At 67.1% G+C, this 18,408-nt stretch carries 22 protein-coding genes and 2 pseudogenes; 5 read left to right on the forward strand and 19 right to left on the reverse strand.

Annotation, left to right across the window (positions count from 1 at the left end; all coding sequences use genetic code 11):
- The 3 genes and pseudogenes from V7Q81_RS07925 to V7Q81_RS07935 form a co-directional block, all read right to left on the reverse strand.
- A pseudogene (locus tag V7Q81_RS07925) lies at nt 1-325 on the reverse strand (hypothetical protein); the annotation flags it as partial.
- Nucleotides 326-334: 9 nt separating this feature from the next.
- Complete coding sequence (hemP, locus tag V7Q81_RS07930) at nt 335-556, reverse strand: hemin uptake protein HemP (RefSeq protein WP_333841753.1); 222 nt, start codon at nt 554-556, stop codon at nt 335-337.
- A gap of 138 nt (nt 557-694) precedes the next feature.
- Nucleotides 695-943: a MoaD/ThiS family protein gene (locus tag V7Q81_RS07935; RefSeq protein WP_333841755.1), complete on the reverse strand. Its 249-nt coding sequence runs from the start codon at nt 941-943 to the stop codon at nt 695-697.
- Nucleotides 944-1,050: 107 nt separating this feature from the next.
- Between V7Q81_RS07935 and rtcA the strand changes: the two genes are divergently transcribed.
- Nucleotides 1,051-2,073, forward strand: coding sequence for an RNA 3'-terminal phosphate cyclase (gene rtcA / locus V7Q81_RS07940; protein WP_333841757.1), 1,023 nt, complete (start codon nt 1,051-1,053; stop codon nt 2,071-2,073).
- 44 nt (nt 2,074-2,117) lie between these two features.
- Here the strand turns inward: rtcA and V7Q81_RS07945 are convergent, their stop codons facing one another.
- Complete coding sequence (locus V7Q81_RS07945; RefSeq protein WP_333841758.1) at nt 2,118-2,414, reverse strand: hypothetical protein; 297 nt, start codon at nt 2,412-2,414, stop codon at nt 2,118-2,120.
- A 366-nt stretch (nt 2,415-2,780) separates the two neighbouring features.
- Here V7Q81_RS07945 and V7Q81_RS07950 point away from each other — a divergent pair, with 366 nt between their 5' ends.
- Complete coding sequence (locus V7Q81_RS07950) at nt 2,781-3,824, forward strand: phosphotransferase family protein (RefSeq protein WP_333841762.1); 1,044 nt, start codon at nt 2,781-2,783, stop codon at nt 3,822-3,824.
- Between the two features lie 27 nt (nt 3,825-3,851).
- The gene (gene eno / locus V7Q81_RS07955) at nt 3,852-5,138 is read left to right on the forward strand and encodes a phosphopyruvate hydratase (RefSeq protein WP_333841764.1); all 1,287 of its coding nucleotides are present in this window, start codon (nt 3,852-3,854) and stop codon (nt 5,136-5,138) included.
- A 10-nt stretch (nt 5,139-5,148) separates the two neighbouring features.
- Here the strand turns inward: eno and V7Q81_RS07960 are convergent, their stop codons facing one another.
- Entirely contained in the window at nt 5,149-5,766 is a 618-nt protein-coding gene (locus V7Q81_RS07960; RefSeq protein ID WP_333841766.1) for a cation transporter, read from the reverse strand.
- Between the two features lie 159 nt (nt 5,767-5,925).
- On the opposite strand from V7Q81_RS07960, the gene V7Q81_RS07965 reads away from it, so the two are divergent.
- Nucleotides 5,926-7,140: a DNA polymerase Y family protein gene (locus V7Q81_RS07965; RefSeq protein WP_333841768.1), complete on the forward strand. Its 1,215-nt coding sequence runs from the start codon at nt 5,926-5,928 to the stop codon at nt 7,138-7,140.
- Here V7Q81_RS07965 and V7Q81_RS07970 read toward each other — a convergent pair.
- The 14 genes and pseudogenes from V7Q81_RS07970 to V7Q81_RS08035 form a co-directional block, all read right to left on the reverse strand.
- A complete protein-coding gene (locus tag V7Q81_RS07970; RefSeq protein WP_333841771.1) occupies nt 7,106-7,813 on the reverse strand; it encodes an MOSC domain-containing protein in 708 nt (235 codons plus the stop codon). The genes V7Q81_RS07965 and V7Q81_RS07970 overlap by 35 nt on opposite strands.
- Nucleotides 7,814-7,873: 60 nt before the next feature.
- The gene (locus tag V7Q81_RS07975; RefSeq protein WP_333841773.1) at nt 7,874-9,538 is read right to left on the reverse strand and encodes an MFS transporter; all 1,665 of its coding nucleotides are present in this window, start codon (nt 9,536-9,538) and stop codon (nt 7,874-7,876) included.
- A 119-nt stretch (nt 9,539-9,657) separates the two neighbouring features.
- Nucleotides 9,658-10,218, reverse strand: coding sequence for an NADPH-dependent FMN reductase (locus V7Q81_RS07980; RefSeq protein ID WP_333841775.1), 561 nt, complete (start codon nt 10,216-10,218; stop codon nt 9,658-9,660).
- Nucleotides 10,219-10,278: 60 nt separating this feature from the next.
- On the reverse strand, nt 10,279-10,989 hold the full coding sequence (locus tag V7Q81_RS07985) for an SDR family NAD(P)-dependent oxidoreductase (protein WP_333841776.1): 711 nt from the start codon (nt 10,987-10,989) through the stop codon (nt 10,279-10,281).
- A 26-nt stretch (nt 10,990-11,015) separates the two neighbouring features.
- Entirely contained in the window at nt 11,016-11,978 is a 963-nt protein-coding gene (locus V7Q81_RS07990; RefSeq protein WP_333841778.1) for an NAD-dependent protein deacetylase, read from the reverse strand.
- Nucleotides 11,975-12,349, reverse strand: a complete 375-nt coding sequence (locus V7Q81_RS07995) for a hypothetical protein (RefSeq protein WP_333841781.1) — start codon at nt 12,347-12,349, stop codon at nt 11,975-11,977. The genes V7Q81_RS07990 and V7Q81_RS07995 overlap by 4 nt, the downstream gene beginning before the upstream one ends.
- An 80-nt stretch (nt 12,350-12,429) precedes the next feature.
- A complete protein-coding gene (locus V7Q81_RS08000; protein WP_333841784.1) occupies nt 12,430-13,422 on the reverse strand; it encodes a quinone oxidoreductase family protein in 993 nt (330 codons plus the stop codon).
- 16 nt (nt 13,423-13,438) lie between these two features.
- Nucleotides 13,439-13,882 carry a DMT family transporter gene (locus tag V7Q81_RS08005; RefSeq protein WP_333841787.1) on the reverse strand — a complete coding sequence of 148 codons (444 nt, stop codon included), beginning with the start codon at nt 13,880-13,882 and terminating at the stop codon, nt 13,439-13,441.
- Between the two features lie 78 nt (nt 13,883-13,960).
- Nucleotides 13,961-14,458, reverse strand: coding sequence for a disulfide bond formation protein B (locus V7Q81_RS08010; protein ID WP_333841790.1), 498 nt, complete (start codon nt 14,456-14,458; stop codon nt 13,961-13,963).
- A 7-nt stretch (nt 14,459-14,465) separates the two neighbouring features.
- Entirely contained in the window at nt 14,466-15,239 is a 774-nt protein-coding gene (locus V7Q81_RS08015) for a DODA-type extradiol aromatic ring-opening family dioxygenase (RefSeq protein WP_333841793.1), read from the reverse strand.
- Nucleotides 15,240-15,258: 19 nt separating this feature from the next.
- Nucleotides 15,259-15,369: pseudogene (locus V7Q81_RS08020) on the reverse strand (3-hydroxybutyrate dehydrogenase); the annotation flags it as partial.
- A 564-nt stretch (nt 15,370-15,933) separates the two neighbouring features.
- Entirely contained in the window at nt 15,934-16,560 is a 627-nt protein-coding gene (wrbA, locus tag V7Q81_RS08025; RefSeq protein WP_333841795.1) for an NAD(P)H:quinone oxidoreductase, read from the reverse strand.
- Nucleotides 16,561-16,589: 29 nt separating this feature from the next.
- On the reverse strand, nt 16,590-17,027 hold the full coding sequence (locus tag V7Q81_RS08030) for a DoxX family protein (RefSeq protein ID WP_333841798.1): 438 nt from the start codon (nt 17,025-17,027) through the stop codon (nt 16,590-16,592).
- A gap of 35 nt (nt 17,028-17,062) precedes the next feature.
- Nucleotides 17,063-17,761 carry a pirin family protein gene (locus V7Q81_RS08035; RefSeq protein WP_333841801.1) on the reverse strand — a complete coding sequence of 233 codons (699 nt, stop codon included), beginning with the start codon at nt 17,759-17,761 and terminating at the stop codon, nt 17,063-17,065.
- A gap of 263 nt (nt 17,762-18,024) precedes the next feature.
- Between V7Q81_RS08035 and V7Q81_RS08040 the strand changes: the two genes are divergently transcribed.
- Nucleotides 18,025-18,408 (forward strand): ChaN family lipoprotein (locus tag V7Q81_RS08040; RefSeq protein ID WP_333841804.1); only part of this gene is annotated, 384 nt, incomplete at its 3' end.

Genomic DNA, 18,408 nt, shown 5'->3' on the forward strand with positions numbered 1-18,408 from the left:
CCTCGGGCACCGCCAACTGCGGGAGCGGCTCGGGAGCCTTGACCAACGGGGGCGCCTGCTTGGGTTTCGGTTTCGGCTTGGGCTGGACCGGCAAGGGCTTGGGCGCCTCCTTCGGCGGCGATGGCCTCGCTTGCGGCTGCACCAGGCTCACCCGCAGCGTCACCGTCGTCTCCAGCGCTGCCCGTGCCGGCGCATAGGACACAAGGGCCCACAGGGCAAGCCCGTGGAGCGCAGCCACCAGGAGCAGCACAAGCACCCGTGCCCCGGGCTCGACCCGCCTTACACCGTCTCCGTAGGAAGCCTCTACCGCGGCACCAAACGACATGGCCTGCCTTCACGCCGTCAGGATGAGCTTGCCGTTGGCGGTGCGCCGCAGGCGGTACTCCCGCTCCCCGTGCACGATGATGAGCTCCCCGGCCTGGCCCAGCAGCTCGTCGCTGGTGGCCCGCCGGGGCTTGCCCTGCCCGGAAGAAGTCGCTGCCAGAGGAAGCGGTTGCGGTTCCTCCGTTCTTCCCGAACGCTCCTGCCTCGTCATAGGAATGAGAATACGTCTCATTATTTATCTTGTCAACGGCAGCAGGTTGGGCGCGGGCCGATCCGTGCCGGAGAAGAGCGGCGGAAAGTATTCACGGCGGTGCGCCGGGAAAGGCTACGCTTGAAGCCCCACGCAGCGCGGCTGGAGGAAGGATTCGGGTCAGCCGGGACGGGTGGGTACGATGGCCACGTCGTCCCCGTCGGTCACCAAGGTGTCCAAGTCGACGAATCGCTTGTTGACGGTGATTTGCACTTGGCCTTCTCGCAGATGAGCGTTCCAGGGGCCGCCTCGGGCCCGCAGCCGCGCGAGCAGCATTCTCGCGGGAACGCCGGAAGGCGGTAGCGACAGCTCTTCCGAGCCTTTGCCCAAGGCGTCCACCAAAGAAGCAAAGTAAAGGATACGCGCCATCCGCGCTTCCGCCACCAAATAAAAAGCGAAACAACTATTTTAGAGCAGCGCAAGCGCCGGAGACGGCTTGCCGACCCGTCGCCCTTGCCCCACACTCCCAGCCCGTCATGCTGGAAATCGATGGATCCCACGGCGAAGGGGGCGGCCAGCTGGTGCGCATGGGCCTCGCCCTTGCGGCCATCACCGGCCGCAGCGTGCGCATCCGGGGCATTCGTGCGCGCCGGTCTCCCCCGGGCTTGGCCCCCCAACATCTGGCCGCGATCCGGGCCGTGGCGACTCTGGCCCAAGGGGCACTCGAGGGAGACCGGATCGGATCGATGGACATCACTTTTCGTCCGGGAGCGCTCCGAGGCGGGGAATTCCAGTTCGCCGTGGGCACCGCCGGCAGCGTGGCCCTCGTGCTCCAGGCCCTGTTGCCGGTGGCCGTGAGCGCTCCTCGTCCAAGCGCCTTTCGCGTGACGGGCGGAACTGACGTGCCCGCCTCGCCGCCCCTCGACTATCTGCGCCGGGTGCTGCTTCCCCTCCTGGAAACGCTCGGGGTTGCGGCCCAGGTGGAATGCCTGCGCCGGGGCTATTACCCCCGCGGGGGCGGCGAAGTGGCGGTGGAGGTGCGTCCGGGCCGCCTCCAACCCCTGGTTTGCGAAACACCAGGGAAGCTGCGCGCGCTGCGCGGCTACGCCCATGTGACCGGGCTTCCCCGCCACGTGCTGGAGCGGATGGGCCGCGCCGCCCAGGCTCAATTGGAGCAGCCGCTCGCGCTGGAGGAGACGCTGCTAGAGGGGGAACAAGCCCTGGGCCCCGGCGGCGCCCTTGTGTTGGTGGCGGAAACCACCCATACGCGGCTCGGCGCCTCCGCCATCGCTCGACGGGGCGTGCCTGCCGAACGGTTGGGAATCACGGCCGCACAAGCGCTCCTGGAAGAGCTCGCCTGTGGCGCAACGCTCGACCTCCACGCCTCGGACCAGGTGCTCGTCTACCTCGCCCTGGCGGGCGCTCGCTCTAGCTTCTACGCCCGGACCCTTACCTCCCATGCGGCCACCACCCTCTGGCTGCTCGAGCAGTTTCTGCCGGTGCGCTGGGAGGCCCGACCCGAAGGGTCCCGCACGCGCATTCGCCTGGAATGCCGCTAGTCGTCGTTTCGGCTGCACCGCCCGAGAGGGGGCTAGGATGGACGTTACTTGGACTCGCTCTTCCCCTTCTCCTGCTCGGGGGCCGTTACGCCACCCGAAGGGGAAGCCGCCCCGCCCGGCGGCAGCGCGCCGCCTCCGTATTCGGGGGACGGTCCGCCGCCTGCCGGGCTGTCCGGGGCGGACGGTGGCGACGCAGGCAACCCGGCGACGCCGCTGCCCGGGCCCGAGGGCTCGGTGGATGGCGCCGCAGCCTCGCCCGGGGTGGTGTCCTCTTGTGTTCCGCAGGCGGCCAGCAGCAGTGCGATGACCGACACGGCGACCATCTTCGACGGGGTATGCATGGAAACCTCCTTGCTTTTGGCGTGGTAGATCCCGGCCTCCCGCGCCGCGCAGGGCGCAACGTGGCGACGGCTCCCTATCGTGCTCTCGCAAGCGCCGTGCCCAAGGGACGGAAACCCTATCCATTCAAGAACAAACCTCCTGCGGCGGATCATTCAGGTCCCGGACGTCAGGCGCAAGAAGGTCGCGGCTGTCGCCGCAAGACAACGGCCTTCTCCTTTCGGAAGGTAAAAGCGAGGGAATCGAAGGCGTTAGGGTGTTGGCGATCGGCAACAGGCCCTTGGGCTTTTCGCTTGTTAGACCGAGGAGCGTCGGCTATCTTCTGAATTTTGCTGAGCCCATCCTTTCTCCTCGCGCCCATCGCGGGAATGGCTGCCATACACCCGGACAAAACGCCCCTCCCCTCTGCGCTGTCGCAAGAAGCGATCTACCGGGCGCTCGAGGGCATGGGGCGGATGCGGCGTGGCGAGCGCCCGCCCCTCGTCCCCCTGGGGGGAGGCGTGTCCTCGGACATCTATCGGGTCGATCTGGCCGCCGGTCCCCTGTGCGTCAAACGAGCACTGCCCAGGCTGAAGACGGCCGCCGAATGGCTCGCCCCGGTGGAGCGCAACCGCTGGGAATACGAATGGATGCAGGTGGCCGGAAAGATCGTGCCCGACGCGGTGCCCCAGCTCATGGGCCGGGATGAGGAAAGCGGCGCTTTCGCCATGGAATACCTGGATCCTGCGACTCATCCAGTGTGGAAGACGCAGCTGCGCGACGGCCTGATTGAAGAGACCACCGCGCGGGAAGTAGCCTGCCGCTTGGCGGCTATCCACGCCGCGACGGCGGGGGATGCGGAGATCGCCCGGCGCTTCGCCACCGATCACATCTTCTTCCCGATCCGCCTGGAGCCCTATCTCATCGCCACGGCGCAGGCGCATCCCGATATCGGTTGTGCCCTCACTGAGCTGGCCGAGGCCACCGCCGCCACCCGGCGGGCCCTGGTGCACGGGGACGTAAGCCCAAAGAACATCCTGGTGGGTCCCCGAGGGCCGATCTTCCTCGACGCAGAGTGCGCCTGGTACGGGGATCCGGCTTTTGATCTCGCCTTTTGCTTAAATCACTTGCTCCTCAAATGTCTGTGGCGGCGCCAGTGGCGAGACCGCTACCTCGCCTGTTTCGACGCCCTAGCGGACGCCTATCTCCGCGCTGTCTCCTGGGAGCCGCAAACTGCCCTGGAATCCCGGGCCGCCCAGCTCCTGCCGGGACTGTTCCTCGCCCGGGTGGACGGAAAATCCCCGGTGGAATACGTGACCGAAGAAAGCGACAAGGCCCGGGTGCGGCGCGTCGCCCGCTCGTTTTTCTTTCGGCCCGCCCGCCGCCTGGCGCAGCTTCGGGATGCATGGGCAGCAGAGCTGGAAACCGCCTAGACTCGATTCCTCCCCATCGCCTCTGCCATGGCCGACACCACCATCACCCGCCTGCAGGCCCGCCGAGTGTGGGACTCCCGCGGGCACCCCACCGTGGAAGCGGAAGTGCATCTTGCCTGCGGCGCGATGGGGCGGGCCATCGCGCCGGCCGGCGCCTCCCGGGGCGCTTGGGAGGCTGTGGACCTACGCGACGGCGGCCCCCGCTTCGGCGGCCTGGACGTGCTGCAGGCGGTAGCCCACGTGGAGGGCCCTATCGCCAAAGCCCTGCGGGGCCGGGACGCGGCAGCGCAAGCGGAAATCGATGGGGAGCTCGCCCGCCTGGACGGAAGTCCCCGTTTCGCCCATCTCGGCGGCAATGCCACTATTGCAGTGTCCATGGCGGTGCTCCATGCCGCAGCCGCCGCCCATGGCGAGCCCCTGTGGCGCTACCTGGCCCAGGGAGCACCCGTGCGCCTGCCCTTGCCCCAGATTCAAATCTTCGGCGGCGGGGCCCATGCGAGCCGCCGGATAGACGTACAGGATTTCATGGTGGTCGCGCTGGGAGCCAGGAGCTATGGCCAGGCGCTAGAAATGACGGCGGAAGTGTATCGCGCGGCGGGGAGCCTCATGGCGGCGGCGGGACGACTGCGGGGTGTCGCCGACGAAGGCGGTTACTGGCCCGCCTTCGACTCCAACGAGCAAGCACTGGAGATGCTCACCCGAGCGATCGAGGCGGCGGGCTTCACGCCTGGGGACGAGGTGGGCATCGCCCTGGACGTGGCCGCTTCCCAGTTCGGCGCCAAGGGCCACTACCGGCTCGCCCTAGACCGGTGGGAACGGGACCGGGACGGCATGATCGAGCTGCTCCTCGGTTGGATCGACCGCTACCCCATCGTTTCGGTGGAGGATCCCTTGGCCGAAGACGATGCGCTTGGCATGATGGCCTTTACCCGTGCGGCGGGCAACCGGGTGCAGGTGGTGGGGGACGACTTCCTGGTCACCCGCGCCGACCGGGTGGAAGCCGCGGCGCGGGAGAAGACCTGCAACGCGGCGCTCATCAAGCCGAACCAGGCCGGTACGGTGACGGCCGCCAAAGCAGCGCTGGAAGCGGCGAAGCAGGCGGGCTTCGGCACCATCGTCTCGGCCCGTTCCGGGGAGACCGAGGACGTGACTATCACCCACCTGGCCGTGGGCTGGGACGCCGGTCAGCTCAAAGTAGGCTCCTTTTCCCGCTCCGAGCGCATGGCCAAGTGGAACGAGGGCCTGCGCATCGAAGCCGCCTTGGGGCGCAGCGCGCGTTTCGCCGGGAAAGCGGCCCTTCGGCACGCTGGCTGAGAAGAAGAAACTACGCCCGCGCCACCCCGAGCGCCCGGGAGGCGCTGCGCACCACCCCCAGGGACGAGACAAACCACAGGGCCGCCAAGGCCAGGCCCACTGCGATGTCGGGCCAGGCAGAGCCCAGCACGTGCACCGCGCCGGCAGCCCCGAGAACCGAGACGTTGGCGACGATGTCGTTGCGCGAGCACAGCCACGCCGAGCGCATGTTGACGTCGTCCCCTCGGTGGCACCACAGGAGCGCCAGACACAGGCCGTTCGCCGCCAGGGCAAGCAGTCCCACGCCACCCATCAAGGACACTTGGGGAAGTTCGGGGATCAGCATCCCGTGGACTGCCTTGACCAGGACGAACAGGCCAAAACCTGCCATCACCGCTCCTTTGAAGAGGGCTGCGCCCGCCTTCCAGCGCTCGCCCCGGGTCACCGCCAGCAGGCTCAAGCCGTAGACCAGCGCGTCCCCCAGCATGTCCAGGGAATCGGCCAGGAGGGCCACCGACCCGGCCGCGAGCCCTGCTGCCAGCTCCACGGCGAACATGGCACCGTTGATCGCGAGCAGGCGCTTCAATACCGCCACCTGACGGCGGGTGAGCCGCTCGGCCCCGCATCCTTCGTGTCGACAGCAATCCATCGAAAAGCGTTTCTTTGACGCTCACTCTATCTTGAAGGACAGCCCCGCTCAAGCCTGGCACCCTACGCCGGGCCGTCCTTTGAGCGGCGGTCCGGGGCGGGCTTGCCCTGCTTGCGTTTCTGTATGAATATACAGATGCGAGATGCTCGGAGCCAAGCCATGCCCCTGCGCGCCTTGTTCGTCGACTTCGACGCTTACTTCGCCTCTGTGGAGCAACAAGACGATCCGGCGCTACGCGGGCGGCCGGTGGCGGTGGTGCCAGTGATGGCGGACACCAGCTGCTGCATCGCCGTGAGCTACCCAGCCAAGCGTCACGGGATCAAGACCGGCACCCCGGTGGCCGAGGCGAAGCGGCGCTGCCCGGGCCTCGTGCTGCGGCTCGCCCGCCACACGCGCTATATCGAGGTCCACCACCAGCTGGTGCAGGCGGTGCAGTCCTGCATCCCGGTGGACGCGGTGCTCTCCATTGACGAGATGGCCTGTACCCTGACCGGCAGCTGGTGTGCACCCGAGCGCGCTCGCGGGATCGCGGGCCGCATCAAGGCCGCCGTGCGGGAGGTGGGGGATGCCCTCACCTGCTCCATCGGCATTGCCCCCAACCGCTTCCTGGCCAAGACCGCCTCTAAGATGGACAAACCAGACGGCCTCACCGTAATCCAGAAAGAAGACTTGCCCCAAGCCTTGTACCGGCTCCAGCTTGGCGACCTGAACGGCATTGGGCCCCGCATGCGGGCGCGGCTTGCGGCAGCGGGAATCCACACCGTGGCAGATCTCTACGCAGCAAGCGCTGCCAGCCTGCGCCAAGTCTGGGGCGGCGTGGAGGGGGAGCGGATGTACGCCCGGCTGCGAGGCGAGACGGTGCCCGAGCCCGAGACGGCGCGGGGAAGCATCGGTCATTCCCACGTCCTGCCCCCCGAGCTGCGAGAGGACGAAGCCGCCCTGGCGGTGCTGCACCGGCTGCTGCAAAAAGCCGCGTGGCGGCTGCGCCACCTGGGTTATTTCGCCGGAGGAATGGGGTTAGAACTGCGCTACCTGGACGGGGAGTGGTGGCGCGGCCGGCGGCGGTTGGAAGCAACCCAGGATACGCTGGTGCTCACTCGGGCCATGACAGCGCTGTGGGACCAGCGCCCGCGCCGTCGACTGTGCCTGCTGGGGGTGGGGGTCACCCTCACCCATCTCTGCGAAGCACGGGGCCAGTCTTTGGAGCTCTTCCCAGAGGCCGCCGCCCGAGGGCGGCTCTTCGAAACGGTGGATCGGTTAAACGCCCGCTTCGGCAGGAACGCGCTCTACTTCGGCGGTGCCCACCGGGCGCTGGAAGCTGCTCCCATGCGCATCGCCTTCACCCACGTGCCGGATCCGCGGCTGGAGCGCTGAGGCTCACGGGTTCATCGCAACGACCGCGGGCCCGCTCCCGCCAACGGGGTGAGAGCTCGGGAAGCTCCGCCAGGGCGGCAAGCGCTATCCGGTCGATGCGCCGGCCAAACAGCACCTGCAGTACCCGGTGCACGGACCACTGAGGATGGGGCCGTTCCATCAGCACGATCGGGTCGCCGAGGCGCACCCAGCCTTCTTCCAGCACCCGGTAGTACCAGCCAGCGCGCAACGATTCCAGCACGAGGGCCACCATGCGGGGCTCGTCGAAACGCAGGTTCAGGTTGCGACAGGGCTGCCGGCCCTGGGAGAGCTGCACGAGCGCCGTGCCCATTCGGTACACATCGCCCACGCACACGTCGGCCTCCGTGATCCCGAGGGTGGAAACGTTCTCGCCAAAGGCGCCAGCCTGCGTAAGCCGGGGCGCGAGATGGGGCTGCTCCTCGCGCCAAACCCGGTAATGATCCCAGGGATAGTGATGGAGCGCTTTCTCCGGGCCGCCGTGGTGCCTGGTGTTGCCGTGCTCGTCCCCCGCGAGCCCGGTGCGGGTCACCCGCAGCGGTGCCCAAACCTCGCGCTTGTCGATGGCACTCAGGGTACCATCCCCGCCCAGGGGCTCAACGCGCCCGATACGCAGCGATTCGATACAGGCGACGAGGTGCGCTTTCCCGTTCATCGGTCCACCGTCATTGTCTTCTCCGATCGCTCCTCTGCCACCTTCCTGGCGGCCCCATACTCAAGCTTTCTCCCCCGGGGCGCGGCCGTTCCTCCCGTGTCCCTCCTCCGCCCCGGGACTCACCCAGGCCGCGGCGGCGAGATAATGGGTGACCTGCGGCGGCTCGCGTCCCGAGTGCAGCGCTAGGATGCGCGTCTCCAGGTCCCGATCGGCCCGGGTCACGCGGGCGTGCTGGCGCAGGTGCTCGGCCCAGGACTCGGTGATGAAGTGCTCGACGAAGCGTTCGGGCCGCTCCGTGTCGCGGAAGATCTGCCAGTACACCGCGCCGTCGCGCAAGCGCATGCGCCGCACCGAGCGCATCGCCTTGAGAAAGCGATTGACGTGCTCCGGTCGCACTTGGTACTCGACGGTGACCAACACCGGGCCAGCATCCGGTTCCAGCGCCTCGGCCGGCACTGGTTCCGGCCAGTGCATCGCGGGGGCGAGATCCACATGGTCGTGGCCGCCGATGTGGACGGTTCGGGTGGCGAAGACCGCCAGCGCACCGCCCGCGCCCGCCGCCGCCAGCGTCCAGGAAATGCCGATCACCTCGGCAAGCTGCCCCCAGAGGACCGAGCCGGCGCTCATGCAGCCCATGATCACCACCATGTGCAGCGCGAGGCCGCGGGCCCGCACCCAGGGCGGCAGCGCGATCTGCGCCGCCACCTGCATCGCCGAGAGCACCGCGATCCAGCTGATGCCCACCGCCAATAGAGCAAAGGCCGCGACATAGACGTTGGCGAAGGCGGCGAGCAGCCCGTTCGCGGCCGCGTACGCAAGCGTGGCGTACATCACGATCCGGTCTCGGGAGAAACGGCCGCGCAACCACGGCATGGCGAACGCCCCAGCCACCGCACCGACACCGATGCAGGCGAGCAACGCCCCATAGAGCGTCGCCCCGCCGGCGAGCTCTTCGCTGGCGATGAGGGGAAGCAGTGCCCACACCGCGCTCGCGAAGGGAAAGAAAGCGAGCCCTCGCACCAGCACCCGTTGCAGCAGGGGTGCGTGACGGGCATAGCGAAAGCCGCTGCGCAGCGCGCCCACCAAGCGCTCCGCCGGCATGTTCACCACCGGCGCCGGGCGCCTCCAGGAACGCAGTGCTGCCATCATCCCTAGATAGGACAGCGCGTTTGCCAGGAACACGCTGGCCGTGCCGGCCGCGGTGACGATCACCCCGGCGAGGGCCGGCCCTACCGCCCGGGAAAGGTTGAGCGCCATGCTGTTTAGCGCCACCGCCGCCGTGAGCTCGCTGCGGGGTACCAGTTCCTGCACCGAAGCCGACCACGCCGGATTCATGGCTGCCGCACCGCAGCCAATCAAGAAGGTGAGGATCAGCAGCCAACCCGGCGTCGTGAGGCCGGCATAGGTCATGGCCGCCAGCACCGCAGCACAGGTGAGCATCCACACCTGGGCGACAAGTAGCTGAGCGCGCCGGTCCACGATGTCGGCGAGCGCCCCCGCCGGCAAGGCAAGCAGGAACATGGGCAGGGACTGGGCGGCTTGCACCAGCGCCACCATGGCAGGCGAGCGGGTGAGCTCGGCCATAAGCCATCCTGCCCCCATGTTCTGCATCCAGGTGCCCAGGTTGGAGACCAGCGCGGCCATCCACAGCCGGCGGAAGACGGGCCGTTTGAGCGGCGTCCAAGCCGAGGCGGGAGGTTGCTGGGACCGAAGGGTGTCGTCCATGGCAAAAAGGCAGCGCAGGCCCGCATCCTAACATGACGCATGGACCACGCCTCCTGCGCCGTCGCATACTACGGTGGGAGGAAATCCGCTTCAGGACAGGCGTCGGCGTTGTCTGCGCCTCAATGGCGCAGCCGCCGGGTCCAATCCACCAGCGCCGCCAGCAGCTGGCGGATGAGCTCCCGGGTGGGCTCGTCTCGAAGGGTGCCGTTTTCGTCGAAGCGACTCGGAGCCTGGGAGATCATCACCTCTGGCTTGTTGAGGATGTGGGCGTTGAGATAAATGAAGCATTGCCGCAGATGGTACTGGGCCCGGGCGCTGCCCAGTATGCCGGGGCTTGCTCCCATGATGGCAATGGGCTTCTCGTTAAACGGCTGGTCCGGCGGACGGGAAGCCCAGTCGATGGCGTTCTTAAGCACGCCCGGCACAGAATAGTTGTACTCAGGGGTGACGATGAGCAGCGCATCCGCCGAACGGATCTGTTCCCGCAGCCGTGCCGCCGGCGGCGGAAAGCCCTTTTCCTTGACATCCTCGTTGTAAGGGGGCAGATCGCCGATCTCGGCAAATTCCATCCGGGCGTCGGCGGGCAGGAGCTCCGCCGCCGCTCTCAGGGCCGCCGTGTTGTAGGATCGGGCGCGAAGGCTGCCGGAAATGCCAAGAATGCGCAGGGTCAGATCGGTCATGGATTCTCCTCTCTTCAAGTTGTCGTATCCCGTGTGCGGCCGTTCCATTCCGAGGCGGGCTCAAAACCGCTCCACCCACGGCCGTAGATCCAGCTCCTGGGTCCAGGCGCTGCGGGGTTGACGGTGCAACCGGTCGTAGACCTCGGCAACTGCTTCCGGCTCGAGGAGGGCGTCAGGCCCGTGCTGGGCGAGCATGGGCTCGTGGCGCTCGGAGCGGATCTGTCCGTCGATCACCACGTGGGCCACGTGGATACCCTTGGGTCCCAGCTCCCGGGCCATGCACTGGGCCAGAGCCCGCAGGCCGAACTTGGGCACCGCCAAGCTAGCGAAGCCGGCACGCCCGCGCAACGACGCAGTCGCGCCAGTGAAGAGGATGGTGCCGCGACCCCGGGGAATCATGCGCCGGGCTGCCGCCTGTCCCACGAGGAAGCCGCCGTAGCAGCCGATGCGCCAGCAGCGCTCGAAGTCGGCTGGATCGATTTCGAGAATGCCGCCCGGCTGGTAGGTGCCGGCGTTAAAGACCACCAGGTCGGGTAAACCCAGCTCGCGTTCGACCTGGTCGAAGAGCCCTGCCACGGCACCCGGGTCGGTGGCATCGCAGGCGTAACCCCGCACGCGTGCCAGTGGCTCGCTCTCGAGCAAGGCATCGAGCCTCGCTCTGGTGCGCGCTGCCATGGCCACCTGCATTCCCGCTGCAGCGAAGCGCCGGACCAGGGCCCAGCCCAGACCCGGGCCCACACCCACCACTACCGCCACTTCCTGTCCCGTCATGGTTGAACTCCGCTTCGTGCCTTCAATCAGCAACCGGGCGGGCCGCCACTTTCCATGATGTCCTGCCCTCGCTCACTCCGTTGCCCAGAACAAGCGGTAGATGCGCCGAGGCAAGCGTGACCCACCGCGCGCTGCGCCAGAAACACTCCTTCCGACTCCGCCCGCGCCGGGGACAAAGCCTGGATCAGTTGCGCGAGAACGATCGCGCACGGCGCCTCGATCTTCAGCCGCAAGAGTTCATCGGCGCGGGTGCGTCCCAGGTTGACGGCGGCGATGGGCTTGCCCATGTCCCGGGCGGCGAGGCAGAGGCGGTAGCCCGTGTAAACCATGAGGGAGGAGCCCACCACCAGCAGTGCATCGGCGCGAGCGAGCGCCAGAAGGGCAGCCTCGACCCGCGCCGCCGGCACGCCCGCGCCGAAAAAGACCACGTCCGGCTTGAGCAAGCCCCCGCAGCGGGGGCACTCGGGCACACGAAAGCCCTCCAGATCGGCACACGCCAGCTCGGCGTCCCCGTCCGGGGCCAGCCCGGCTGGCAGGGACAGGAAGGCCGGGTTGTGCGCCTCGAGCATGCGCTGGACGGCGATGCGCGAGAGGTTCACGCCGCAGTCGAGGCACAGGACCCGGCTCAAGCTGCCGTGCAGCTCGATGACCCGAGCGCTTCCGGCCCGCTGGTGCAGGCCGTCCACGTTCTGGGTGAGCAGGCTATGCACGTATCCGGCCCTCTCCAGGCGGGCGAGCGCTCGGTGGGCGGCGTTCGGCCGGGACGCCGCTATGCGCGGCCAGCCGATCAGGCTCCGCGCCCAGTAGCGCCGGCGCGCAGGCTCGGAGCGCAGAAACTCCTGGTGGCTCAGGGGCGGCGTGCGCTTCCACCGGCCTTCCGCATCCCGGTAGTCTGGAATACCAGAAGCGGTGCTCACCCCGGCGCCCGTCAGCACCAGCAGCCGAGGGTGGGCGCGGACGAAGCGTGCGAGGGTTTGCGCGTCCGTCATGGCCCCGGCATGTCGGGCAGCAGGATGAGCCGGGCTCCCCGGCACACAGCGCCGGGCCGAGCGACCCGCCGCCCGTCGGCCTTCACCCGCTTGATGGGCTGCTTTTGCAAGGCGGTGAAATTCCCGCCGATGCAGGGCAACTCTTCCATGAGCTTGCCGCCAAGCAACCTGAGCCGGCGCGGCTTACGCCGCCTCACTGCTGCCCTCATGGCGTTGCACCGCGCTTCGCATCGCTTGCGCATCTGGTCGAAATTCCCCTGCCGGCGTTCGCAGGCAACGGAGCACGCTCCCTGCACGAACTTGCCGGCCACCAGCGCGTTCAGGGTTTCGACCACCGCTTTCCCGTTCTTCCCTGCGACGCCGACGTCCACCTTCGTGGCGACCCCTTTAGCAGGACAGGACGAGCTCGTGCTGGAGGGCATCCGTTCCGAGCAGGCGATTGTGCGATCCCTCAGGGCATCACCTTGAGCAGCAGTTTCCCGCGCGTACCGCGGCCTTCCAAGTAGCGATGCGCCTCGGCGGCCTCGGCCAGAGGATATTCCCGGTCGATGACAACCGTGAGCCTGCCCTCCAAATACCAGCGGAACAAATCGCCGGTGCGCCACTCGATTTCCTCGGTCGTGGCGGTGTAGTCGGCGAGGTGGGGCCGAGTGAAGTATACCGAGCCCGCCTCTCCCAGCTCTAGGGGCTCGATGCTGGTGACCAGCCCCGAGGCGCCGCCATAGTTCACGCACAGACCCCGGCGCCGCAGGCTGCGAATGCTGCGGGCAATGGTATCCTTGCCCACCGCATCATAGACCACGTCCACGCCCTTGCCGCCGGTCAGTTCCATCACCGCCTCGCGGAAATCGCGCTCGCGGTAGAGGATCACGTGGTCCGCGCCCCGCGCCTTCGCGATCTCTGCCTTGTCAGCACCGCCCGCCGTGGCAAACACCGTCGCTCCGCGCAGCTTGGCAAGCTGGATCAGGAGCTGCCCCACGCCACCCGCGCCGGCGTGCACGAGACACGTGCTGCCGGGTTTGAGCTCATAGCAGGAATGGGTCAAGTAATGGGCGGTGCAGCCCTGGAGCATGAGGGTGGTGGCAATGGAATCGGGAACGCCCTCGGGGATCTTCGCTAGACGCCAGGCCGGCACGGCCGCGTACTCGGCGTAGCTTCCGCGCACCAAGCAATAGCCCACCCGGTCGCCCACACGGATCCGGTTCACCCCCGGCCCTACCTCCACCACCTCCCCCACGCCTTCCATGCCGAGGGTCATGGGCAGGGGCGTCTGGTAGGTACGGGAGCGGACGTAGCTTCCGTTTCGCATGTAGACGTCGATGAAATTGATGCCGGCGTAGGCGAGCTTGACTAACACCTCCCCCTCCTTGGGACGCGGCGTTTCCGTCTCCACCAGTCGAAGCTGCTCCGGTCCGCCGAACTCGAACACGCGTATCGCCTTCATCGTCTCTCCTCCGGGTCTAGTTCTTCACAATCAGCACCACGCCGGCGATCAGCATCAAGGCGCCGGCGATGCGCAGCCCGCTCATGGGCCGCACGGGATAGCCCAGCACGCCGAAGTGATCGAGGAGCATGGAGGCCGCGATCTGGCCGGTTACCACCAGCACGAACAGGGTCGCGGCGCCGAGGGCGGGACCGGCCATCAGGGACACCACCACCACGGCGGCACCGATGGCTCCCCCCAGCCAGGCCCATGCCGGCACCGAGGTCATCGCCGCGGCCGACGGCCACGGCACCTGCAGCACCACCAGCACCAGCAAAACGCACAGAAGCCCCACCATCATGTTGGCGAGCCCGGCGAGGAGCGGGTCTCCAAGCAGGGCGCGCAGGGAGGCGTTGATGCCGACTTGCACCGGCATCAACGCGCCGATCAGCAGGGCGAGCGCGGAGAGCACGAGCTTCATGGGCGTCCTTTCTTGCTTGTTGTAGCGAGCGGGTCGCGCTGACGAAACCGGCAACGGCCCTGCCAAGGATACCGCAAGCTAGGTCCGCGCGCCTCGGCCGGCCTGGCGCGCGATGGCGATCGCCAGCCCGGCAAGGAGCAGGTAGAACACCAGGGACCAGCCTGGGATCGTGAGCCCGAGAAAGCTCCACTGGGTGTCGCTGCACTCGCCGCTGCCGCGAAACACCAGCGCCAGCGTCTCGGAAAGCGGCAGCGTTTCCAGCATGAAGTACAGGTCCGCACCGCAGTCGGCCACCTGGGGGGCTGCACCGAACTGCACCCAGAGGTGCCGGATGGCGATGCCCGCGCCCAGTGCCGCCACCACCGTCAACACGCCGGCGTAGAGCGCCGCGCCGCGGGGGCCTGGCCCATGGGCCGCCGCCAGAAGGAACACGACGCCGAGCGCGATGAAGACCACCCGCTGGAAGATGCAGAGGGGGCAAGGCTCGAGCCCTTCGCCGTGCTGGAGGTAGAGGGCGTAGCCCAGCACGCCCAGGCACACGAGGAAACCCGCGAAGAAGCCTGCTCGCGTGCGCATTCCCGCCTCAATGGAACCGGTAGACGTCCATAGCAAGGATGCCGTGGGCGAAGCTGCGATGCACCCGCTCGCCCCGTCCCCCCGCGCCCAAGGCGACGAACAGGGGCAGCAGGTGCTCCTCGGTGGGATGGTTGTGGGCCGCGTGGGGCCCCTGCCGGCGATAGGCGAGCAGGGTTTCCGTGTCCCCCGCCTCCACCTGCCGTGCCAGCCAATCGCTGAACTCGGTCACCCAGGCGGGCGGCGCAGCGTCCAGAGCATAGCGGCCGAACTCGTACAAGTTGTGGGTGGCCGCACCGCTTGCCAGCACCAGGATACCTTCTTCCCGCAAGGGCGTCAGCGCTTCGCCCAGATGCAAATGGTGGCGCGGTCCCAGGTGCGGCTGGATCGAGAGCTGCGCCACCGGCACGTCGGCCTCCGGGAACATGATGAGCAGAGGAACCCAAGCCCCGTGGTCGAGACCCCGCTCGGGGTCGATTGCGGACTCGAATCCCTTGGCGCTCAGCACCTCGACCACCCGCTGCGCCAGCTCGGGGGCGCCGGCAGCAGGATACGTGAGCGCGTAGAGCTCCCGAGGAAAGCCCCAGAAATCGTGGATCGTCGAGGGGTTGCGCGTTGCGCTCACGTGGGGCGTGACCGTCTCCCAGTGGGCAGAGACCGCCAGCACCGCCCGCGGCCGCTCCAGTCCACGCCCGAAGACGCGCAGGAAGTCCCGTGCCGCGGAGGGTTCCAGAGGCAGGGTGGGTGCCCCGTGGGAAACGAATAGCACCGGCTGCCGTTTCATTCCCGGCCCCCCTGCTGGATCATTCCATGGGCACGCCGTGGCTCACGACGAAGGATTGCCCCGTGAGCGCGCCGATGGGAAAGAAAGACAGGAACAGAGCCGCTTCCGCGACCACCCGCTCCGCGGTGAAATTGAGATGCGTCACGGCCTCTTCGGGCGCTCTCGCGCAAAAAAAATCGCAGTGCTGCCTTGTCTCCGACTGCTCGCCGCGTCGGCCACCCGTGCCACCCTTTTCCTTGAACTTCATGGCCTACACCCCTTCCCGAGACCCCCTGTGCCGCCGTATGCCTGTGGCTCCGGCATTGGGCCAGATGAAGGATTTTCCGTCATTGCCACGTTCAGCCGCCCCATCTCATTATCCCCGCTAAAGGCTTCCCGGGCGAAGCCTGCCGCAATCCCCACATCCACACCCTTCGGGAGAGGACGGGAGATCACCAGCGCCCGCCTGCTCTAGGAATAGCGATGAACACAGCAACCCCGCCTTGCTGCTCGACGAAGGCAAGGGCTTGTTCCACAGCGGGTCACTTCCGGCCCAAATCGCCGCGGTCCACAGGCGCTGGCACGCGTGACGAAGGGTCTCCTGGGTGCGGTACGGGTCGCGCTAATGGGGAGTCGCGCATGAATCTCGGTGGGCGGTGCATAGGGCGCACACTCTGCGTGCTACACGGGCCCGATGCACCGCCGACGGGCAGCGTCACGCGCTGCCACGCTTCAGCCGTTTGGCGATCTGGGCCACGTGCCGGCCCTGGAAGCGGGCGATGGCCAGCTCATTCTCGCTCGGTTGGCGCGAGCCATCGGCGTCGGTGATAGTGCTCGCTCCGTAGGGCGTGCCGCCTGTGATCTCCTTCATGGTAAGTAGCCGCTGCTCGGAATAGGGCACGCCCACGATGATCATGCCGTGGTGCAGCAGGGTCGAGTGGAAGCTGGTGAGGGTGGTTTCCTGGCCTCCATGCTGGCTTGCGGTGGAGGTGAAAACACTGCCCACTTTGCCGATCAAGGCGCCTTTCATCCACAGGCCGCCGGTCTGGTCAAGGAAGTTACGCATCTGAGCCGCCATGTTGCCGAACCGGGTAGGCGTGCCGAAGAGGATAGCATCGGCCTCCGCGAGCTGTTCGGGCCGGATGATCGGCACATGGGCGAAAGCCTCCCGAGCTTTCTTGGCGCCGCTTTTCTCCAGGACGTCTTCCGGCACCAGCTCGGGCACCTGATACAGGGTCACCTCGGTCCCTTCCACTTCCCGAGCGCCGGCAGCGACTGCTTCCGCCATCGTGTAGACATGGCCGTACATGCTGTAGAAGACAACTTGAATCTTGGTCGTCATACGATCCTCCTGGGTTGAGTCAAAGCCATTCATCCCGTCGTTACCTGCTTCAGGCGGCCCCCGCTGAGCAAAGGCCGCGACAAGCGCAGCGCACAGGCGCCATCGCCCAGCAGGGCTTGCACGACTAGAGTGATTGCCCAAAACACGGGATACTCCCAACCGCCGCCCGGGGCGCTGAACACCCAGCCGTTACCCCAATGGACCACCGCGGCGCCGATCAGCACCGGCAATAACGACAGGGCCACCCAGCGGGAATAGATGCCGAGGATCAGCAAGACGCCGCCGCCCAACTCCGCAGCGGTGACAAGATAGGCGATGAATCCGGGAAACCCCTGGGATCCGAAAAACTGCACCGTTTCGTCCAGCGTGAACACTAACACCTTCAGCAGGCCGTGGGCGATGAACGCTACGCCCAAGGCAACACGCAACAAAAACGCTCCATAGGCAACCAGGTCACGATCCATCATTTCCCCATTCCGCTAGACGAGACAAAAACCCCCAATTAAGCGAGATCGAATACGAGCACCTCGGCCCCTTCGCCCCGGTCGAGAACGATCTCATCCACTTCCCGGGCCTTGAGAGCATCGCCTGCTTGAAGCAGCTCACCGTTCGCCGCCACCCGCCCCCGCGCCACGTGCACGTAAGCCCGCCGTCCCGGTGTGAGGCGATGCACGGCCCGCTCGGGCCCATCGAGCAATGCGGCGTAAAGATGGGCGTCCTGGTGGATCGTGACGGAGCCGTCCCGACCGTCGGGGGAAGCGAGCAGGCGCAGACGCCCCCGCTTTTCGGCCGGCGGGAAGTGCCTCTGTTCGTAGCTGGGCGCAAGCCCCCGGCGCTCGGGCACGATCCAAATCTGAAGCAGGTGAACCGGCTCTTGCCTCGACGCGTTGTACTCGCTGTGGATGATCCCCGTCCCGGCACTCATGCGCTGCACGTCCCCCGGATGGATGATGGAGCTGTGGCCCATGCTGTCTCGGTGGGCAAGCGCCCCCTCCAGCACGTAGGTAATGATCTCCATGTCCCGGTGTCCATGGGGATCGAAACCCCGGCCCGGCTGTATCCAGTCTTCGTTAATGACCCGCAGCGCCCCGAACCCCATGTGCCGGGGATCGTGGTACTGGGCGAACGAAAAGCTGTGATAGCTGTCCAGCCAGCCGTGGTGGGCATGACCGCGCTCTACGCTTCGGCGAATCTCGAGCATCGGCGACTCCGCATAATCAGTCAATTTGAATGCTATTAAGGCCCTCCTGCTGCTTATGGTATTTTGGAAGTTTGACGCTTGATAGCGGAACATTCTGATAAAAACGTTCAAAACGAATGATATTCAAAGAATCGGCGATTTCCCATAAAGTTCAAAGGCATGGCAGAGCATCCCGGGCAAACGAGACGGCCTGGAGGGGCCTGGGACACAAACTGGCCTTTGTCCTGCTGGCGATGGGATTGACGGGCGGGTGGACAGCAGCGATGCCGCCGTTGAGCCTGGGGTTAGACCACCCCCTCACCGGCAGGATTTGGTCGCCCGGGGCTCAGCGGTTCCTCTCTCCTGAGGCGCTAGTAGCCCAACTCGGGCAAGCCCACATCGTGCTCCTTGGTGAGGTCCACGACAACGGCGACCACCACCGGATCCAGGCCTGGCTCGTGGAGCGGCTCGGGGAAGCCGGGCACACCCCCGAGCGGGGCGCCGTCGCCTTCGAGATGATCACCACCGATCAAGCAGCCACCTTGGAAGCGTACTTGCGGGATCATCCTGGCGATGCGACACGGCTCGGGGCGGCGTTGCGTTGGGAGGAACGGGGCTGGCCGCCCTGGTCCTTGTACCAACCCATCGTAGAAGCAGCGATGAGGGCC

Origin of the sequence: Pelomicrobium sp., assembly GCF_036803785.1 — a bacterium.
Classification (GTDB): domain Bacteria; phylum Pseudomonadota; class Gammaproteobacteria; order Burkholderiales; family UBA6910; genus Pelomicrobium.

Coding starts and splice junctions, on each gene's coding strand:
- hemP (WP_333841753.1), bottom strand. CDS start 556: ATGAGACGTATTCTCATTCCTATGACGAGGCAGGAGCGTTCGGGAAGA.
- V7Q81_RS07935 (WP_333841755.1), bottom strand. CDS start 943: ATGGCGCGTATCCTTTACTTTGCTTCTTTGGTGGACGCCTTGGGCAAA.
- rtcA (WP_333841757.1), top strand. CDS start 1,051: ATGCTGGAAATCGATGGATCCCACGGCGAAGGGGGCGGCCAGCTGGTG.
- V7Q81_RS07945 (WP_333841758.1), bottom strand. CDS start 2,414: ATGCATACCCCGTCGAAGATGGTCGCCGTGTCGGTCATCGCACTGCTG.
- V7Q81_RS07950 (WP_333841762.1), top strand. CDS start 2,781: ATGGCTGCCATACACCCGGACAAAACGCCCCTCCCCTCTGCGCTGTCG.
- eno (WP_333841764.1), top strand. CDS start 3,852: ATGGCCGACACCACCATCACCCGCCTGCAGGCCCGCCGAGTGTGGGAC.
- V7Q81_RS07960 (WP_333841766.1), bottom strand. CDS start 5,766: ATGGATTGCTGTCGACACGAAGGATGCGGGGCCGAGCGGCTCACCCGC.
- V7Q81_RS07965 (WP_333841768.1), top strand. CDS start 5,926: ATGCCCCTGCGCGCCTTGTTCGTCGACTTCGACGCTTACTTCGCCTCT.
- V7Q81_RS07970 (WP_333841771.1), bottom strand. CDS start 7,813: ATGAACGGGAAAGCGCACCTCGTCGCCTGTATCGAATCGCTGCGTATC.
- V7Q81_RS07975 (WP_333841773.1), bottom strand. CDS start 9,538: ATGGACGACACCCTTCGGTCCCAGCAACCTCCCGCCTCGGCTTGGACG.
- V7Q81_RS07980 (WP_333841775.1), bottom strand. CDS start 10,218: ATGACCGATCTGACCCTGCGCATTCTTGGCATTTCCGGCAGCCTTCGC.
- V7Q81_RS07985 (WP_333841776.1), bottom strand. CDS start 10,989: ATGACGGGACAGGAAGTGGCGGTAGTGGTGGGTGTGGGCCCGGGTCTG.
- V7Q81_RS07990 (WP_333841778.1), bottom strand. CDS start 11,978: ATGACGGACGCGCAAACCCTCGCACGCTTCGTCCGCGCCCACCCTCGG.
- V7Q81_RS08000 (WP_333841784.1), bottom strand. CDS start 13,422: ATGAAGGCGATACGCGTGTTCGAGTTCGGCGGACCGGAGCAGCTTCGA.
- V7Q81_RS08005 (WP_333841787.1), bottom strand. CDS start 13,882: ATGAAGCTCGTGCTCTCCGCGCTCGCCCTGCTGATCGGCGCGTTGATG.
- V7Q81_RS08010 (WP_333841790.1), bottom strand. CDS start 14,458: ATGCGCACGCGAGCAGGCTTCTTCGCGGGTTTCCTCGTGTGCCTGGGC.
- V7Q81_RS08015 (WP_333841793.1), bottom strand. CDS start 15,239: ATGAAACGGCAGCCGGTGCTATTCGTTTCCCACGGGGCACCCACCCTG.
- wrbA (WP_333841795.1), bottom strand. CDS start 16,560: ATGACGACCAAGATTCAAGTTGTCTTCTACAGCATGTACGGCCATGTC.
- V7Q81_RS08030 (WP_333841798.1), bottom strand. CDS start 17,027: ATGATGGATCGTGACCTGGTTGCCTATGGAGCGTTTTTGTTGCGTGTT.
- V7Q81_RS08035 (WP_333841801.1), bottom strand. CDS start 17,761: ATGCTCGAGATTCGCCGAAGCGTAGAGCGCGGTCATGCCCACCACGGC.